Origin of the sequence: Nostoc cycadae WK-1, from assembly GCF_002897135.1 — a bacterium.
GTDB lineage: Bacteria > Cyanobacteriota > Cyanobacteriia > Cyanobacteriales > Nostocaceae > Nostoc_B.
On sequence record NZ_DF978425.1, the window covers coordinates 242,261 to 259,527 of the forward strand.

The 17,267-nt window shown below is 40.7% G+C and carries 10 protein-coding genes; 4 read left to right on the plus strand and 6 right to left on the minus strand.

The features are described 5' to 3' along the window. The 4 genes from NCWK1_RS29470 to NCWK1_RS09155 all read right to left on the minus strand — a co-directional run. Window positions 1-1,965 (minus strand): caspase family protein (locus NCWK1_RS29470; RefSeq protein WP_187308093.1); only part of this gene is annotated, 1,965 nt, incomplete at its 3' end. Between the two features lie 535 nt (window positions 1,966-2,500). Next, window positions 2,501-3,385 carry a hypothetical protein gene (locus tag NCWK1_RS09145; protein WP_096579706.1) on the minus strand — a complete coding sequence of 295 codons (885 nt, stop codon included), beginning with the start codon at window positions 3,383-3,385 and terminating at the stop codon, window positions 2,501-2,503. A gap of 68 nt (window positions 3,386-3,453) precedes the next feature. After that, window positions 3,454-4,047 carry a DUF1517 domain-containing protein gene (locus NCWK1_RS09150; protein ID WP_103124490.1) on the minus strand — a complete coding sequence of 198 codons (594 nt, stop codon included), beginning with the start codon at window positions 4,045-4,047 and terminating at the stop codon, window positions 3,454-3,456. Window positions 4,048-4,090: 43 nt separating this feature from the next. After that, window positions 4,091-5,656, minus strand: a complete 1,566-nt coding sequence (locus NCWK1_RS09155; RefSeq protein ID WP_103124491.1) for a pentapeptide repeat-containing protein — start codon at window positions 5,654-5,656, stop codon at window positions 4,091-4,093. Window positions 5,657-5,809: 153 nt separating this feature from the next. Between NCWK1_RS09155 and NCWK1_RS09160 the strand changes: the two genes are divergently transcribed. From NCWK1_RS09160 to NCWK1_RS09175, 4 genes are all read left to right on the plus strand, one after another. Then, a complete protein-coding gene (locus NCWK1_RS09160; protein ID WP_103124492.1) occupies window positions 5,810-6,649 on the plus strand; it encodes a prephenate/arogenate dehydrogenase in 840 nt (279 codons plus the stop codon). Between the two features lie 216 nt (window positions 6,650-6,865). Beyond that, window positions 6,866-9,238 (plus strand): glycoside hydrolase family 10-like protein, encoded by a 2,373-nt coding sequence (locus tag NCWK1_RS09165; RefSeq protein WP_245894863.1) that lies wholly within the window; start codon window positions 6,866-6,868, stop codon window positions 9,236-9,238. A gap of 244 nt (window positions 9,239-9,482) precedes the next feature. Further along, entirely contained in the window at window positions 9,483-10,607 is a 1,125-nt protein-coding gene (locus NCWK1_RS09170; protein WP_103124493.1) for an acyltransferase family protein, read from the plus strand. Window positions 10,608-10,988: 381 nt separating this feature from the next. Beyond that, window positions 10,989-11,723 (plus strand): class I SAM-dependent methyltransferase, encoded by a 735-nt coding sequence (locus NCWK1_RS09175; RefSeq protein WP_103124494.1) that lies wholly within the window; start codon window positions 10,989-10,991, stop codon window positions 11,721-11,723. A 115-nt stretch (window positions 11,724-11,838) separates the two neighbouring features. Here the strand turns inward: NCWK1_RS09175 and cobJ are convergent, their stop codons facing one another. Together cobJ and NCWK1_RS29915 are read right to left on the minus strand one after the other, a co-directional pair. Continuing rightward, window positions 11,839-13,539 carry a precorrin-3B C(17)-methyltransferase gene (gene cobJ, locus NCWK1_RS09180; RefSeq protein ID WP_103124495.1) on the minus strand — a complete coding sequence of 567 codons (1,701 nt, stop codon included), beginning with the start codon at window positions 13,537-13,539 and terminating at the stop codon, window positions 11,839-11,841. A 244-nt stretch (window positions 13,540-13,783) separates the two neighbouring features. Then, window positions 13,784-16,972 carry a Calx-beta domain-containing protein gene (locus NCWK1_RS29915; RefSeq protein ID WP_222838778.1) on the minus strand — a complete coding sequence of 1,063 codons (3,189 nt, stop codon included), beginning with the start codon at window positions 16,970-16,972 and terminating at the stop codon, window positions 13,784-13,786. Between the last annotated feature and the right edge of the window lie 295 nt (window positions 16,973-17,267).

The following is a 17,267-nucleotide window of genomic DNA, read 5'->3' on the forward strand; positions in this document are numbered from 1 at the left end:
AGCAAAATTGCCTTGGTGGACTACTAGTTCCAGAGCTTTTAGCCCATACTGTTCAGCTTTTTTCCTGTCTTTTGCTACCAATTCTCCCTTCAGATAAATATCTGACAGATGAGCCGCCGCTCTTAAATAACCGCCAACAACAGCCTGCTCATAAAGCTGGATTGCTTCTTGAGAAGTCTTGGGAGTAACCTTAACCTTACCGTTTCTAATTAGGTCAGCCAATTCTATCCCAGCCGTTTTGGAACCCAGGTTCATAGCTATGCGGAAATATTTGGCTGCTTCCTCAGGCTGTGGTTTCCCTAATCCTGTTGCACTTTCATCAGCATATAGCTTTGCAAGCTCCACAGCGGCATCACTATCGCCAGCAGAGATGGACTTTTTGTACCACTCAATTGCCTTGGGCAAATCAAGTTTGGCATAATCACCATAACGATACATCTGAGCTAACCAATACATGGCATCGGAGGAGCCTTTTTGAGCAGCCTGCTGAAAGTAAGCTAGTCTTTTTTCACTGGCTTGTGCAAAGGTCTTGCTGTCTCCTGCTATTTGAGCTTTTTTTGCCCTCTCTGTATAAAGACGACCGAAATAGGTTTCAGCCTCTAATGCTCCAAGTGATAGCGCTTGATTGAAATATTTTTCTGCCTGAGCTAAGTCTTGACCAGAAACTCCTTCTCTCCCATAGAGATAGGTTTCACCAATTGCCAACATAGCCGATGCGTTACCATTTTCAGCAGCTACTAACCACCAGTCAAATCCTTCTTTCTTATTGGGTTCCGTCTCTCCCCAACCCCAATAAAGTCGCAGTCCATAAGCCAATTGGGCGCGACTAAAACCGCGGGTTGCTGCCCGTTTTAACCAATAGGCTGTACGTTCTGAGTCAGCAGCAACTCCCTCGCCAGCGTTGTAGGCAACTCCCAGTAAGTACTGAGCTTCTGCGTCTCCGCCCTCGGCAGCTTTTTGGATATCGTTGATTGATTTTTTAGCTAAGGTCTGCCTGAGCAGTTTGTAGCCATCCTTAACAATATCGTACTGATTTCTTTCCAATCCTGTTTCCAACAACCGAGTTTGTCCAGTGGCTACTGTCGGAGCTACCAAAGCTTCACGGAACTTAAAGTTAAACAGCACTCCTTCCTGATAGGGACGCTGTCTCCCATCCGTGGTTTTCCTCACTTGGTCGTTGACTTGCTCGTATACAGTTGGTAATGAAGATCCTGGTTGAGAAATTGCCTTGGCAAAGGCTTGAGTAAAAGGGCTGTTAGACGCACCAGGATCTCCATCAAAAGCAACTTGACCTGGTGAAGCCGCAAACAAAATAAAAGTGTCGGGGCCATCAGGGTTGACATTCATCTTTGCTAGTCCGGCAGGCCCTCTACTACCTCGATGCCCAGGATTGAAAGGATTATTGCGACAGGCATCCAGGACGAAGATTACTTGTGAAGCCTTTGACTCACTGAGGTAGTTCAGAATACCAAGCTGTGCATCCATCGCTTGATCAATGTAGGCGGCTTTACTTGGCACAGAAAGAAGCTTAGATTTAGCTGGAATCAGGTAGTTATGTCCGTCAAACTGCACCCCATGTCCAGCAAAGTAAAATAAGGCTGTGACGTTATCACCAGAGCTATCTATCTTTCTAATGAACGCATCTCTAGCTTCTGTCAAAGTTCCTATGGTCGGATTGATCACCAATGTTACCTCAAAACCAACGGACTCTAGCTCTTGCTTGACCAGTTTTGCGTCACTTACTGGCAAACTTAGAGGGTCTTCAGGATAGTCGTCGATACCGACAACTAAGGCAAAGCGTTTTGATGCACCCAGTTTTACTCCAGTGAGTGCTGGAGTTGTTTCTGCGGCTTTAGACTGATTAATAGCTATGGGGAATAGTAGTATGGATACCCCTGATACAGCCAGGGAAAGTACTATTGCCAACGGAGTCAACTTCAATTTCCAGGCAGAAAGCAAAAGCATAGCCTATATGTCATCTCCAATAAGCAGGGGAGCCAGCTAACGATGAAGTTGTTTGGTGGTGAGAAATTATTGAACTTTTAGCATCGCTCCCCGCCAAAATCTCTCGACACCTCTTACTTTCGTCAATTTATGTAATTATACTCAAGCTGGCGTTGAACACAGAAAATATTTCGGAATTTTTAACGTGGAGGCAGAACCTGGATAAATTCAATCTTTAGGTTGGGGCGATCGCACATCTAGCGATAACTTTGATACCACGGCTAGGAAAATCAAATTTTTTGGCGATCGCCCCTCAGATTAGTAAGTTTCGGGATAGCTATGCCTGCGGCAACTCCTTCGGAAAACTCATTATTTCTCCAACTTTTCCGAATTGAATCTCACCCCAAACCAAATTTTTCCAGGGAGTTTGGTGTAGTTTTTAAGTTTGTAATTACCCAAAAATCATAGAAAAAATGCGTAGATTGGGTTTCACTGCTTATCCTTCAAGAAGCAAGCTACAACGCAACCTACACAAATTTGACATTAACTGAATTGATTAACGCCGTCTGCTACCAAAACCACCGCTGCGGCTAGGAGTTCGACTCCGACCGCCACTGCCAAAACTACTACCGGAATTACGTCTGGTAGTGCTAGATCTTCCAGATGGTCTTAGTTCACTGCTACCAAAACCAGACCCGCTAGGACGGTTGGTAGTTCTTGATGGAGTTGTAGTGCGGACATTAGAACCACTAGGATATGTCCTTCTAATATTGCCTGTAGTGCGGAAAGCTGTACGATTTCTTACAGCGGCGGGGGGTGCATTATAGCGGCTGCGGTAACTGCTAACAGCTTGATCATAGGTAGAACCGTAACCACCAAAACCAGTTAGAACTCCGCCTGGTTGATAAACAGGTGGTACGTAGTATTGAGGTCTAAATAACAGACTACCAATTGCTTGACCTGCGATACTTCCAGCTAAAGAACCAGCAAAGGGAGACCAAAAGCTGTTTTCTCTCCTGACGACAACTGTTTCTTGTTGTCCAGTTTGAGGATTATTTTGAGTTTGCGTAACGTTGTGGACGTACTCAATTTTGAAGTCTTCTGTGAGATATAAAGCTGGCTGTCCGTTTTCTACTTTCAGGTAAGATTTTTTACCCGCTTTGATTTCTTCGTCGGTCAGCCGTGCCATTTGCACATTTTCGGTTGTAAAGGTTGGGGGTGTACTATTTAGTAAAAATAGCGTGTATTCCCCTGTACTATCGTCATAGGTAGCTTGTTGTACTTGATACTGTCCATCACTCAATCTGGTGGCAGTAGAAGTTTGGCTAACATTGCGGCCTGTGGGAGTAGTTTGCTCTCCGCCCCCGCAAGCAACAGTTGTTATGCACAAACTCAAGGCTAAAACAACAACTGTAAATTTACGTAATATGGTCATGATCATTGCAGTATTGTCTTATCTCCGAGCTTAACAACTTCTGAAAATGGTTGGTGTGCGGACAACCCAACAATCTACAAAGGTATCAATTCTGGGTAATATTGCAACAAATCATCGTTGCTCAATTCATCGCCTAACTGTGCTGGCGAAAAATGTACTTGAATCGCCCGGAATTTGTTTTTGTATTGCAAATTTATCAAGGCTCTTAAACCTTCTTTGAGTGCTTGAATATTTGCCAGGTCTGTTTCTAACTCCGGGACTTCACCTTCAAAAGCTACGGTAATCATCACTACAACGTTACGTGTAACTGGAATCGAAAAGGGTTCATCAAAACCAGAGGGAGAGTCCCAATCAATATCAGCACCATATCTTTCGGCGGAGTTAGTAAATAACTCGTTAACGTAATCGCCTGCTTCGCCTTCGCTCCAAAATACATCGCCTTCGTTGGCAGCAGAAGTCCAATATTCATCGTAGCGCAGCAGAGTTTCACTAAGTTCGACTAATACCTCTCCTAAAACTTGCAAGTCGCCATCAGCATCAATTGCTTCTCTTGCAGAATGATTTAATACACCTAAAATTGGGGCGATATCCGACCCACCTAAGTGAATAAACAACCGACAGACTACATAGCGAGTCCGACCAACCATTCTATTAAAGGTATCACGCATTTGCTACCTCCAAAAATCTGTTTCTGGGAACATAGAGATTTTCTTATTCATTGATATAGTGAAAGCTTTTGAGAAAATCTACAACTATATTTAACGAAAGTGATGCAATTGTGGAAATTTCACTGGATTTATCTGCTAAAAATGTCGCATCCAGTTGCGAGGGATTAATAAATTTTTTACCAAAGTAGGGATTATTGTATACTGTCAATGTCTGGGCGCTGGAATTAGTCAAGATGGTTTGCGTAGGCGCTCTAAAGAAATTTATTTTCGCTGCTAATTCGAGATTTTTTTTCATTTGCCGAATAGTCTGAGCCTGACTAATAGCTTGTTCGATGAGGGTGGTCAATTGCTTCACCCGATGGGATATTTTTATGTCTAATTCGGGTACATTTTCTTGATTAAGTATTTCTATCACTTGGTAAATGCTTTTGTGTGTACTAGTGGCATCCCTAAAAGGGAGAATGGCCAGACAAGCTGTAGGTAATAAAGCTTCATCGCTATCTACCCGGAATGTAAAGACAGTCCGGCGACGACCAATTTCCATACTAGGAGGTTGTTTGATGATGCGATATTCTTGGGCGATGTGGAAATAAGCGCCAGCAAGGGCAAAATTTGCTTCTGGTTCGAGGGTGGCATCGACGATAATGCGAATGGTTGGCGGTGTTTCGTTAAAAAAGTCGCCTGGGTCGTCGGCTTCAAATTTTTGGATGATTGAGCGATCGCCTTTTGGACTAAGATCAACCCATTCACAAATCATTCCTTCGGTTTTTAGCCCAAATCGTGAGGCGGAATGCAGTTTAGCTCCGGTTAAGGTTGCACCTGTTAAGTCTGCACCAATCCATTCTGCTTTAATTAATGTTGCCTCAGTTAAATTTGCATGAACAAAACTTGTATTAGTTAAGTTAGCATTGCTTAAGTTGGCCCCCATCAAGTTCGCACCACTCAATTTTGCGCCGCTTAAATCAGCCCAACTGAGATTTGCACCACTTAAATCAGCCCAACGAAGATTCGCCCCGCTTAAATCTGCACCGCTAAGATTAGCATGGGTGAGATTTGTCTGTTTAAATTCAGCATCGCGTAAGTTCGCGCCGCTGAGGTCTGTTCGATGCAAATCAGCTGCGTTTAAGTTTGCCATTTCTAAATTTGCACCAGCCAAAGAACTCCCTTTGAGACTAGCCTCGCTCAAATTAGCGCGACGAAGATTTGCTTTGCGGAGTGTAGCTTCGCGTAAATCGGCATTACTGAGGTTAGCTTCAAATAAGTCAGCACGGCTTAGTTCTGCCCGAATTAACTCCGCACGTACTAAAGAAGCACTTCGCAATTGAGCGCGGCTGAGGTCAGCACGAATCAAGTTTGCCACATTCAGACTGGCATGATTCATGATTGCACCGACAAAATTGACACCACTCAGACGAGCGACATTCAACTTAGCATGGCTCAAATTGGCATCGCTGAGATTTGCTCCACTCAAATTCACTACACTCAAATTAGCTTCGCTGAAATTTATTCCGCTGAGTTTGGCACCACTCAGGTTCGCTTCGCAAAGTTCGATACCGCTAAAATTTGTAATCCCTGCTGTGTATTGTTCGAGTAATTCCTCTACAGTCATTGATGCTACCCATAAATATAAGTTAAAAGTTAAAAGTCAAAAGTCAAAAGAATTAAACCGAGACAGGCAAGATAAACAATTTATTCCGGAAAAATCCTTTAGTTGATAAAGTATGCAGAATATTAAGTGAAAAATACGCTGACAAAATCAATTATGAATATTGGTATTTTAGGTTTGGGATTAATAGGCGGTTCTTTGGGTTATGATTTGCGATCGCAAGGTCATCATGTCTTAGGAGTAAGTCGCCGTGAATCTACCTGTCAAACAGCAGTAGCCCTTGGTAGTGTCGATGAAGCCTCTGTAGATATGAGTTTGTTAGCAGCCGCAGACATTATTTTTGTTTGTACGCCTATCGCCCTTATTGTTCCCCAAGTTGAACAGTTAATTACACATCTTTCTGCTGCTACGATTATTACTGATGTTGGTTCAGTGAAAGCACCAATAGTCCAGGCAATTTCTCCACTTTGGGAAAGGTTTGTGGGTGGTCATCCAATGGCAGGAACAGCAGATAGTGGGATAGAAGCGGCGCAAAAAAATTTATTTGTTGACAGACCTTATGTACTTACACCAGATGCAAATACACCCAAAGATGCGATCGCTATTTTAGAAGAAGTTGTGCGATCGCTGAAAGCTAAAATCTACCATTGTCAACCAGAACAACACGACCGTGCTGTGAGTTGGATTTCTCATTTACCTGTGATGGTGAGTGCGGCGTTAATTACTGCTTGTACGGGCGAAAATGACCTAGCAGTTTTACAATTAGCTCAAAATTTAGCTAGTTCTGGCTTTCGAGATACTAGCCGTGTCGGTGGTGGAAATCCTGAATTAGGCGTAATGATGGCACGCTATAATCGCCAAGCATTGTTAGGTTCATTGCAACAATATCGCCAAAATATCAATGAATTTATTAATTTGATTGAACACGAAGATTGGATAACTTTAGAAGCCAAGTTGCAATCAACACAACAAGCAAGACCTTTATTTACAGATTAGGAAGCGTTGCAGGCGTAAACATTCAGTAATTATCCCGCAAATTGTGTTTCCCTGTTTCTGCATAGATACACAAAATACGGACAAGTCTATTAATTGGCACTATTCAACTGTTAACTGCGTCATTTGCCTCAATCAACTAAATGTGCGTTAGTTTAACTGGTGCAGCATATCAAATGTTATAAATAAACCTTGTATATTCCATATAATTACTTACTAATGTTTACTTATTTTCGTTATAAAGGCTTACGAATTAAAACTTGTGTAGTTAATAAATTATTAATCAACGCCGTGTGCAACTTTTTCTCAAATTTAACCCCCAAACCCTTCCCTACAAGGGAAAGAGAGCAAAAATCACAGCCTCTCTCCGTTGCGGGGAGAGGTTTGGAGAGGGGTTTCAAAAATAAGTCGCACATCACGTTAATTACATTGAGGCAATCTCCTTTCATCCAGATAAGTTGGCGGTCAATTCAGCGTTTTCTACCGATTCTGTTTGCAGTCTCATTTACCGCAGTAGTGCTGCTAAACAATTTCAGTCCTGCAAATGCTCAGATATCTTCGTCACCCCGTCAAGAAATTCGCGGGGTTTGGCTGACTAATAATGACTTCGACATTATGAAGTATCAAGCCAAAGTACAGGAAACTATGGCGCAATTACGGCGGTTGAACTTTAACACAGTCTATCCCGTAGTTTGGAATGATGGTTACACAAAATATCCCAGTGCGGTAGCACAACAGTTGGGTATTCCCTTTTTCTTCAAGGGTGCAGAAGGACAAGATGTAATTGCTGACATTATTACCCAAAGCCGTCGCCAAGGGTTACTAGCTATACCTTGGTTTGAATTTGGTTTCATGGTTCCTTTGACTTCAGAACTAGCGTCGGCTCATCCGAATTGGCTGACACAAAAGCAGGATGGTACACAAACCTCAATTACAGCTGCGGGTGAAGTAGCTTGGTTTAATCCTTTTCACCCGGAAGTACAGAAATTTATTACTGACCTTGTAGTCGAAATTATTACCAAATATAACGCTGATGGGATTCAATTTGATGACCATACAAGCTTACCTGTGGATTTTGGTTACGACAGTTACACAATTAAACTATATACAGACGAAACCGGAAATCCGCCTCCAACTAACCCTCAAGCTCAAGCATGGGTGCAATGGCGGGCAGATAAAATCACAGCTTTCATGTTGAAACTCAATCAAGCGGTGAAGCAGATAAAGCCTAATGCCATTATCTCGGTTTCGCCTAATTACTATGACTTTGCGTATAAATTTCAACTCCAAGACTGGCTGAACTGGGTAAGGTTGGGTATTGTAGATGAGCTTGTTATGCAAGTTTACCGCAATGATTTAGAAGCTTTTACTAGTCAAATTACCCGCCCAGAAATTATAGAAACACAACAATATATACCTACTGGGATAGGAATTATGGCAGGGTTGCGAAATCGCCCAGTTTCTTTGCCACAAATTCAGTCTCAAGTACAGGCGGCTCAACAACGTGGTTTAGGTGCGGTGTTTTTCTATTACGAAAGTCTTTGGGATTATGCACCAGAACCTGTGGCGCAGCGACAGGCTGGATTTTTAGCAGTATTTTCTAACCCTGTTTTGCGGGATACCTCCCAATTTACACGGCGCAAGCCTACTTTTGATACGCTAACAGTTCCTTTATATACAAAGGGTTCTGTCAGTCAACCAGGACGCGGCTATTTTTTAGAGGTTTCTGTGGCAGGCGATCGCCCAAAACGTGTTTTATTAGATACAGGGTCAGCAGGTTTAAGAGTTCCCAAGGAATTTTTAGGCAATGTTCCCGTCCGCAAAACAGGGCAAATTGTCAAAGAAGTCTTGAGTGATGGGACTATCTTAGAGGGAGAATTAGTTTATACCACCATGAGCATAGGTTTAATCGCCACGGAAGAACCTATTCCCGTGCAGGTCGTTACTAGCCGCAAATGTACTCCTCAAAAACCAAATTGCTCTGCCAAAACTAATACACCATTCTCTGGGATTATCGGGGTCAACTACTCTGAACGGACACTGCCTTATAACCCATTAAGAAAACTTCCAGGAAATCTAAGTAACGGATTAATCGTCACAGGTAATGGTGGTAGTAACAATAACGGTAGCCTCACGCTTGGTTTAACAGCTAAGAATCGAGAAGGTTTTAAGATGACTTCTCTGAAACAGCAACCAGCAATAGATGGGATACCTGGTAATAGATGGGACTCTCGACTCATCGGAGTTTGTTTAACTATCTCTGGCAGTTCTATCAAAAATAACTGTAATACCAGAATGGTCACTGACACTAGAGCCAGAAATAGTTTTGTAGAATTTAAATCAGCTTCCCTAGCAGGGAAACTCAAGCCAGGAAGCTTACGTGGGGAAAATGCTGTGAAGGTAGCTATCCCTAAAATTTTGGACTACAGTCTAGTACCGGGCAACCGTGACGGATTTAATCTATGGAATATTAATATTTCTCCAAAAGCTGAATATCCCATATTTGTGAATAGTGGCATTGGATTTTTTGATAAATACGATGTCCTGTTTGATTCAATCAATGGGCAACAGGGTTTTCGTATTCGTAGTTAAGGATGTTGTAAGCCTGCTACGGTTACTAGACTGTAGTTTACGCTTCGCTAATACAACCTGCTGGACTGATACTATTTAAATGATGCCCCTTTTGTATGAACTATTAATCCTTTCCTTCTACACTCACCAATGAAGGAATAGCTGTAAATTGTCATAAAAGTAGAGATAAATAAGATAATAATATATACTTGACTTTTTCAGATTCATATCAATATAATACTTCAAAATTTAAAAATCATGCGTAATGTTATCAAATACTAAAATAGCTACAAACCAAGCTAAATCGCATATTGCGGAGTTTGAAGGATTACGTGGAATCTTATGTTGGTGGGTCGTTTTTTCACACATTTTATTATTCTTTGGGATTACAGATGAAGATTTAGGCTCATTCAAATTTATTTTGAATGCTTCCCAAGCAGTCAATGTTTTTATAATTATGAGTGGTTTTTTTATTTTTTCTCTTTTGAATTCTGGTAGAGAAAATTATAAGCAGTTTATAACACGAAGATTTTTGAGAATTTTCCCTGCTTATTTTGTTTGTTTGGTGTTTTCAATTTTACTAACTGATATATCTGTACAGGCGTTACAAAATCTACCTTGGAAAGCGGAGAAAAACTTAATTCGTCTACAAATTTTTCAAGACTCCCTAGATTACTTTTGGCAGCATTTAATCGCACATATAACCATGTTACATGGAGTTATTCCCGATAGTATGTTGCCTAGTAGTAGTTTTACTTTTATTGGTCAAGCTTGGAGTATTTCTCTAGAATGGCAATTTTATTTAGTTGCACCTTTTTTATTTTATATAGTCAGTAAAAAAAATACCTGGGGAATTTATCTAATTTTATTTTCTGCATTACTTTACTTATTTGCTAAAGTTGGTTCAGCTTTTTTATTTACTCAAATACCTTTCTTTTTAGTGGGTATTATTTCTTTTTATATTTGGAAATCTCCTCTAAGTTTGCCGAAAAAACAAAAAGGTTTAATTCTAGTTTGTAGTGTGATATTAGTAACTGTATTTACTGGAAAACCAGATTTAATAGTTTGGACAATAGTTTTTCTGAGTGCTTTAATAAATCGAAACTCTCAGGAAAATGGGATATTCTCCTTAGTATCTAAGATTCTAAATAACAAAATTATTCTTTACTTTGGAAGGATATCTTATTCTATTTATCTGATACATATGGTTGTGATTTATAGCCTATTGTACTTGATGACACAGTATTTTTATAACATCGATAAAGGATGGTATTTATTAAGCATTTTTGTAGTTTCTCTACCTTTAATAACTATTGCTGCACACTATCTTTACAACTGGATAGAAAAACCTTTTATTACTTTAGGTAAAAGGATTGCAGCGAATTTCTAGAGCCGTTGTTACCATACTTCATTAACCAGCAATATGTTGTAATTGCAAATTGAATTTATGTTTGTATTTTTGATGTTTTTGCTGGATGATCCATCAATATTGAGATATAAACTCTTCTGAATATTGGCAATTTTTCACGAAATATTATAAGTTATGTAAAGTTTTTCACTGATGGTTTAATTCCAGATTCAACCCATGTTAATCTTCTCCGTAAGAACACAGCACAAATAATTTAGATTTCAAAATTTTCAGTCAATTATAAATTTCCTTAATTTATAATTTTGACATTGCCAAACTTTTTCTAAATCTATAATCTCCAGCTAGAGACTCAAAACTGAAAAGGCTTGAAACCATTCATAATTATTTGAGGAAATAAACATTATGAATAGTAATAATCTCTTGGTTAGGAAAAGTAAAAGATTAATTCAAAAGATAGCAGATATTCCCTTTGCAATTTTCTATCCTGAAAAATATAAAGACTACAGAGAACTGTCTTATTGGCAGGCTACCTTAGAAAAAGAAGGGCAACTTGGAAACGAACATTACTCATATTTTTACACTACCTACTTTGATTTAGAACCCAGTTTTTATGTGAGTAAGCGAGTTCTTGACATTGGTTGTGGGCCTCGTGGCAGTCTAGAATGGGCTGATTCAGCATCTGAGCGGATTGGTTTAGATCCTTTAGCTGATGAGTATTTAAAGCTAGGAGCAGACAAACATAAGATGAGTTATGTGGCTGCACCCTCAGAAAAAATTCCCTTTGCCGATGAATACTTTGATGTAGTTTGCAGCTTTAATTCTTTAGATCATGTAGCCGACTATCAAGCAACGGCATCAGAGATTAAGCGAGTTGTCAAACCTGGTGGTTTATTTCTGATGATAGTAGAAGTCAATCATCCACCCCGCCCGCACGAACCTATTTCTCTGAGTTGGCAGACAACAGACGACTTCTTAGATGTATTTGATGTAATCAGTGTACGTCGTTACGAAATTGGCAATCATGATATATATGGTCAATTACTTAAAGACGATCGCTTTGATGATATCAAGAAAAAAAAGCGCCCAGGAATTTTAACAGCTAAATTTGTCAAACGAGTAGAAAAACTTTTTGTCTAAAATTACCTTTACCTCGGCTGCAATTACCAAATTGCGAGATCCCATTATCAGCATCTCGCAATTAAAGCATTTCTGATTTTTCTCTGTCTACAAACATCAAAAATTAATTTATTGATTACTTCGCATATCGACGCGGAGTATAGACTGAGATACTACCATCACTACGTTGAAGAGTTTTAGTCTGGCTAGAACCAACAATAATTACCGTTCGCATATCTGCTACATCTGGTGTTAACTGGTCAAGAGTAATCACCTTAACTGTTTGTCCTGGTCTGCCGAGATTTCTACCTAATACTACGGGAGTTTCTGGTGAACGATACCGCAGTAATATGTCTCTAGTGGCTGCAAGTTGCCAAGTACGGTCTTTTGAAACAGGGTTGTAAAATGCGATCGCAAAATCTGCTGCCGCTGCCACCGCAATTCGTTGTTCAATAATTGACCAAGGTTTCAAAATATCTGACAGTGAAATCGCGCAGAAGTCATGTCCCAAAGGCGCGCCAACGGCCGCTGCTGCTGCTTGCATAGCGGAGATTCCCGGCGCAACGTAAATTTCGATACTGTCCCATTCTGGTTGAGGATGGCGGTCAAGGACTTCAAACACCGCTGCCGCCATTGCATATATCCCTGGATCACCAGAAGAGACTACCGCTACATACTTACCTGTGGCGGCTAAATCCAGCGCCATTGTCGCCCGTGCGATTTCTTCGCGGTTATCAGATTCATGACGTTGTTTGCCATCAGCCAAAGCACCAACTAAATCGAGGTATGTTTTGTAACCTACAAGGTCAGTTGCAGCTTTGAGAATTTCCTTGACTTCTGGAGACATCCAAGATGCAGAACCTGGCCCAGTACCAATTATGGCTAATTTACCACGTGCTTGACCAATGATGTTGGGGTCTATTGGTTCGGGTGCGATCGCTAGTGATATTTCAGTAGATGCAGTGGCAATTAGTTTACCAGATGAACCTGCTGCCGCCAAAGCGATCGCTTGTGCAGCGCTATCACCTTGGGTAAAAAAGCGACTAACAACACCAAAAGCATTAGCTATAGCATGAATTGACGGATTAGCGGCAATACTAATAGGGGCAAATATTCCAGCTACAGAGGCAGGTGCAAGTTCAGCATCTGCGAGTATTTGCTGTACTGTAGTTAAATTAACAGAAGGATGAGTAATGGCGATCGCTATAGTTTTGGGATGGTAAACCAGACAATTAGCGGTAGAGTGTACTAAACGTTCTGTAACTTGAATTGTCAATTCTCCCTGAGTATCAATGGGTAACTGACTATTACTCAACCAAAGTGCAGTTCCCTCCAATTTTACCTGCGCTCCCGCTAACAAATCGGAAATAAAAGTTTTAGCATCATCTGGGTTGGCTAAATGATAGCCAGAAGGAGGCGACAACAACGCTGTCCGAAAACGGATATCACCTGTAGTTGTAATCGCTGCTTTCACATCCAGCACCTCAGCAATGCGGCGTGCTAAATCATTCACTCCACTCAACCCACCCAACAGCGGAACTACAGCACTGCCATCTTCTGCCACAGCTAACACTGGTGGTTCCTGACGCTTATCACAAATCAAGGGTGCTAAGGTTCTAATCAAAATACCCGCAGCACAAATACCAATCAACGGTGTTCCTGTAGCAAACAATTCACGCAACGTTTCCCCAAAATTTGTGAAACTCACATCAACCCCAGAAGTGCGTCCTGCTAAACCATATAAAGTTGCTTCTGGCAGAACGCTGATTATTGTGCGGGCTATTGCTACACTATTTTGACCCAATACTACAACAGCAGGTGCAACTTTCGTCATCATAAGAGTTGTTGAACTTGAATAGATATCATGCAAAGTTGATATCTTTCAAATCAAACCACAGATCAATCCCTTTGCCAAAACAACAAGTATGAGTAGGGTGGGCATTTTCAGCAAAACCTATATCAACCCAGAATATAGTAGTGAATGCCCACCTTACAAATATCTAAGTTTTTTCAACAATCAAATTATGATTTCTATAGATGCAGTCGGTAATTTCCAAAATCGTGTAACTAATGCTCTACATCTAGGCAATCAAACTAAAATCGCTACTAGTGAGAGTAATATCACTATTGCCTAAACGGGCAAACTCAAACACCGTTCCTGTACCCAAAACATTACCATCCTGGTTATAGAATAAGCTGCCAGTACTTTGGCTATAAACTATCCGCGCATTACTAGCATTGACCAACTCATCATCAGTAACAACTGCAAAGTCAGTTAAAGTCTGTCCTGCACTATTAATAACAGCCTTGAAAGTATTTTTACTCAGCACAATCTTATCTTGTAAGGCTTCAAACTGGCTGATATAGTCAACACCTAAGCTGGCAGTGAAAACACCTTCAGCTTGGAACAAATATTTATCCTTACCAACTCCTCCTGTGAGCATATCATCACCTAGACCGCCCCAAAGAGTATCATCTCCTGCTAACCCTTGCAGTTGGTCATTACCATTACCTCCAGTGAGAAAGTTATTTAGTGCATTACCAGTAAGACGGTCATTGCCTGTACCACCAGTGGCATTTTCAATGACGTTGTTGGCAGAAAGAGTGAGTTTGAGATTGCTATTAACTGTTTGTGTTGTAGTAATACCTAAATTTACATTGCTGGAAATAGTAGTACCGCGAAAGTCAATCGTATCAATTCCGCCTGTGGTCGTTTCCACAATCCTATCAGTGCCTAAAAGAGTAGTAGCGGTAAACGAGTAGGTATCATTTCCATCTCCACCTGTAAGGGTATTATTACCAGTATTCCCTTTGAGAATATTATTACCTGCATTTCCTGTGCCGTTGATTGCGGCTGTTCCTGTGAGGGTAAGGTTTTCAACGTTCGCTGGTAGGGTTGTCGTAACAGAGGTAACAAGAGTATCAGTAATAGTTGTCGTAACGCTGGTGGTTGTACCCAGACTGGCATTGGTAGGAGATGTCAGCTTTAAAACAAAAGTCTCATCTGCTTCATTCAGAGAATTATTGAGAATTGGGATATTGATTACTTGACTAGTCACACCTGGGTTAAAAGTCAAAATTCCTGTGGTGGCGGTATAGTCGGAGCCTGCTGTGGCTGAAGCATTAGCAGTAGCATATTGCACGGTGATAGTTTGACTACTAGCGTTAGAAAGCGTAACGCTATAAGTCACGTTTTGAGCATTGCCTTCAACAATAGTCTGGTTAGCACTGAGGTTTATTTTAGGTTGCAAATCATCATTAACAATGGTTGCGGTGACGGGTGTGGTTGTGCCAATTATGTAATCACTACCAGCAGCTAGAGTTAAAGCTACAGTTTCATTACTTTCAAAAGTGGTGTCTGCGTTGGGGTCAATGGTGAGCGTTGCGGTATTTGCACCAGCAGCGAAGGTAATTGTGCCGGTTGTAGCCGTGAAACTCGCAGCACCTAATTGACGGTAGTCGTTATCAAAACTAGCTGTACCACCAACACTATAGTTAACCGTTAAGGCATTGGCAGTACTGCTGCTTCTAGTAAAGGTGTAAACTAAATTGCTGCTGCCATCTTCGTTGACACTAGTAGATGATAAAGCAAAACTGACGGTGGGATTAATGGGACTACTGACAATAGTGCCACTGATAAAATACTGTCCCAAACTGCCGTAATCTGTGTAGCCAGTAGAAAGCGGATCTCCTTTACCAACACCATCAATTGCTAAATAATAAGTTCCTGCCGCGACAGTTGTGGCGATCGCCGCAGATAATAGATCAGTGGGATTAGATGATGCAATTAAAGTCCCCGCAGAATTGTATAGCTTTGCCAATATATCTAGGTTAGGGCCGCGACTAAAGGGATCGACTGTTAAGTTAATCGCCCCAGCACCTGTGACAAAACTATAGAAATCCACATCTGTGTTGCGCTCAATAATGCCACTACCAGTTACAGATGTACCAGAAATTGTTAGAGACTTTGCTGCGGCGATTGTATTACCGACATCATCACTGCGGTAGCCAAAACCATTGTAAGTGGTAATAATTTGCAAATCATCTTCAGTATTATTAGCAGAAGCGTACTCACCTTTACTCCACTGGGTTAAGTTTTGGTAGTACCCAGACCCCATAATTCCTGCCCAGCCAGTAACTCCGCTACCGTGTCCATTGTAGTATTCTTCTGCTGGGCTAATTCGTCCATCATGTTCAAGCCCTAAAGTATGACCTACTTCATGGGAAATAGCTTCAGCCGTATATTTTTCGCTATTTTGTAGGTTGTTACTAAATATATAAGCAGGAGTATCAGTATTATCGTTAAATGAATCCAGGTAAGCGACTCCCCCGGCTCCATTACCAAACCAATCATAACTACTACCACCAATCACAACACGGACACCCCAGCGAGTATCAGTAGAACTGCTCTTAATCAAGTCATTAATATCTGTTGGAGCTTGGGTGGTAACGTTAACATTAAACGGGCTGAAATCCTCAGCAACACGCTGCCAAATATACTGGATTCTTTCAAGTTCCGCCGAACTAAAGGATGCTGTATTGCCATCAAAGTCAAAGGACGGAGTAACGATGTTAGCGCCACTTGTAAAATCTGTATTCCAGTAAGTCCCAGAGGTGGTATGCCCGTTGAAATCTAAATAAATTGTCTGGTTAGCGCCTGCTAAACTATTAAGGGAGAAAGTCTTAGATAGATCTAAAGTAGCTGATATAGTTGAAGCTAACTGTGACGGTTGAGGGTTGACTAGATTTAAATTTACTGGAGCCAGCATACAAGACGAGCAACTACACCTTTGAGCATGTGCATTGTTGCTTTGAATAGCCTGAATCAAAGTTGGTTGCAGTATAGATGTAGGTGCTAGGTTTGTTGAACTATTGTTCAGCACTAAATCAGCAAAAATTGTCCCTTTATCTCCAGGGCTGTCAATTGGTTGAATCAGACTATGAACAAAATTGCCGATTTCTTTTAATAAAACAGCTTTGATTGCTGTTGGTGTAGCTGTGGCAATAAAGCTATCAGACAGACAAATTTTATTGCTACCACTGGCATAACCTGTATGAGTATCTTCAAAAATGCTATTACTAATAATTTCGATTTTTGGAAATTGACTAAAGTCTCCAGATTGCCATTGGGAATGTAAAGTAGCTGCAACTGTATGGTTGTATTCTGTCCCAAAAACAGTGTCAAATAAATTCCAAAAGTTTTTTAAATCAGAAAAATTGCTGAGTTGGTTGTATGTTAGCGAAACAGCGGGATTGAGAGCATTACTCATAAAATTAAGATCTACGCAACTATCACAAGCGATAGTAAAATTAGCTTTTACTATTGCTTGTCAAAGTTGCGTGAGTTTTTCCCAAGTGATTGAGCGATAGCATCTATTACTAAACTGTTCTTGGTTGTACAATCCCAAGAGCGATGTGAACAAAGAATAGGCCAGATTTAAATTACTGATGTTATTGGCTACATTCTAATACTGCTATAATCTGCTTACCTGAGTTTATCTACTATTATTTTGAATTTGAATCGCAGATGATAATGTAATTTATTTTCTAAATAATTTAAATAAT

What these genes read in the sequence shown, in the direction of transcription:
- NCWK1_RS09145 (WP_096579706.1), bottom strand. Translation starts at nt 3,385, where the DNA reads ATGATCATGACCATATTACGTAAATTTACAGTTGTTGTTTTAGCCTTG.
- NCWK1_RS09150 (WP_103124490.1), bottom strand. Translation starts at nt 4,047, where the DNA reads ATGCGTGATACCTTTAATAGAATGGTTGGTCGGACTCGCTATGTAGTC.
- NCWK1_RS09155 (WP_103124491.1), bottom strand. Translation starts at nt 5,656, where the DNA reads ATGACTGTAGAGGAATTACTCGAACAATACACAGCAGGGATTACAAAT.
- NCWK1_RS09160 (WP_103124492.1), top strand. Translation starts at nt 5,810, where the DNA reads ATGAATATTGGTATTTTAGGTTTGGGATTAATAGGCGGTTCTTTGGGT.
- NCWK1_RS09165 (WP_245894863.1), top strand. Translation starts at nt 6,866, where the DNA reads ATGTTTACTTATTTTCGTTATAAAGGCTTACGAATTAAAACTTGTGTA.
- NCWK1_RS09170 (WP_103124493.1), top strand. Translation starts at nt 9,483, where the DNA reads ATGTTATCAAATACTAAAATAGCTACAAACCAAGCTAAATCGCATATT.
- NCWK1_RS09175 (WP_103124494.1), top strand. Translation starts at nt 10,989, where the DNA reads ATGAATAGTAATAATCTCTTGGTTAGGAAAAGTAAAAGATTAATTCAA.
- cobJ (WP_103124495.1), bottom strand. Translation starts at nt 13,539, where the DNA reads ATGATGACGAAAGTTGCACCTGCTGTTGTAGTATTGGGTCAAAATAGT.
- NCWK1_RS29915 (WP_222838778.1), bottom strand. Translation starts at nt 16,972, where the DNA reads ATGAGTAATGCTCTCAATCCCGCTGTTTCGCTAACATACAACCAACTC.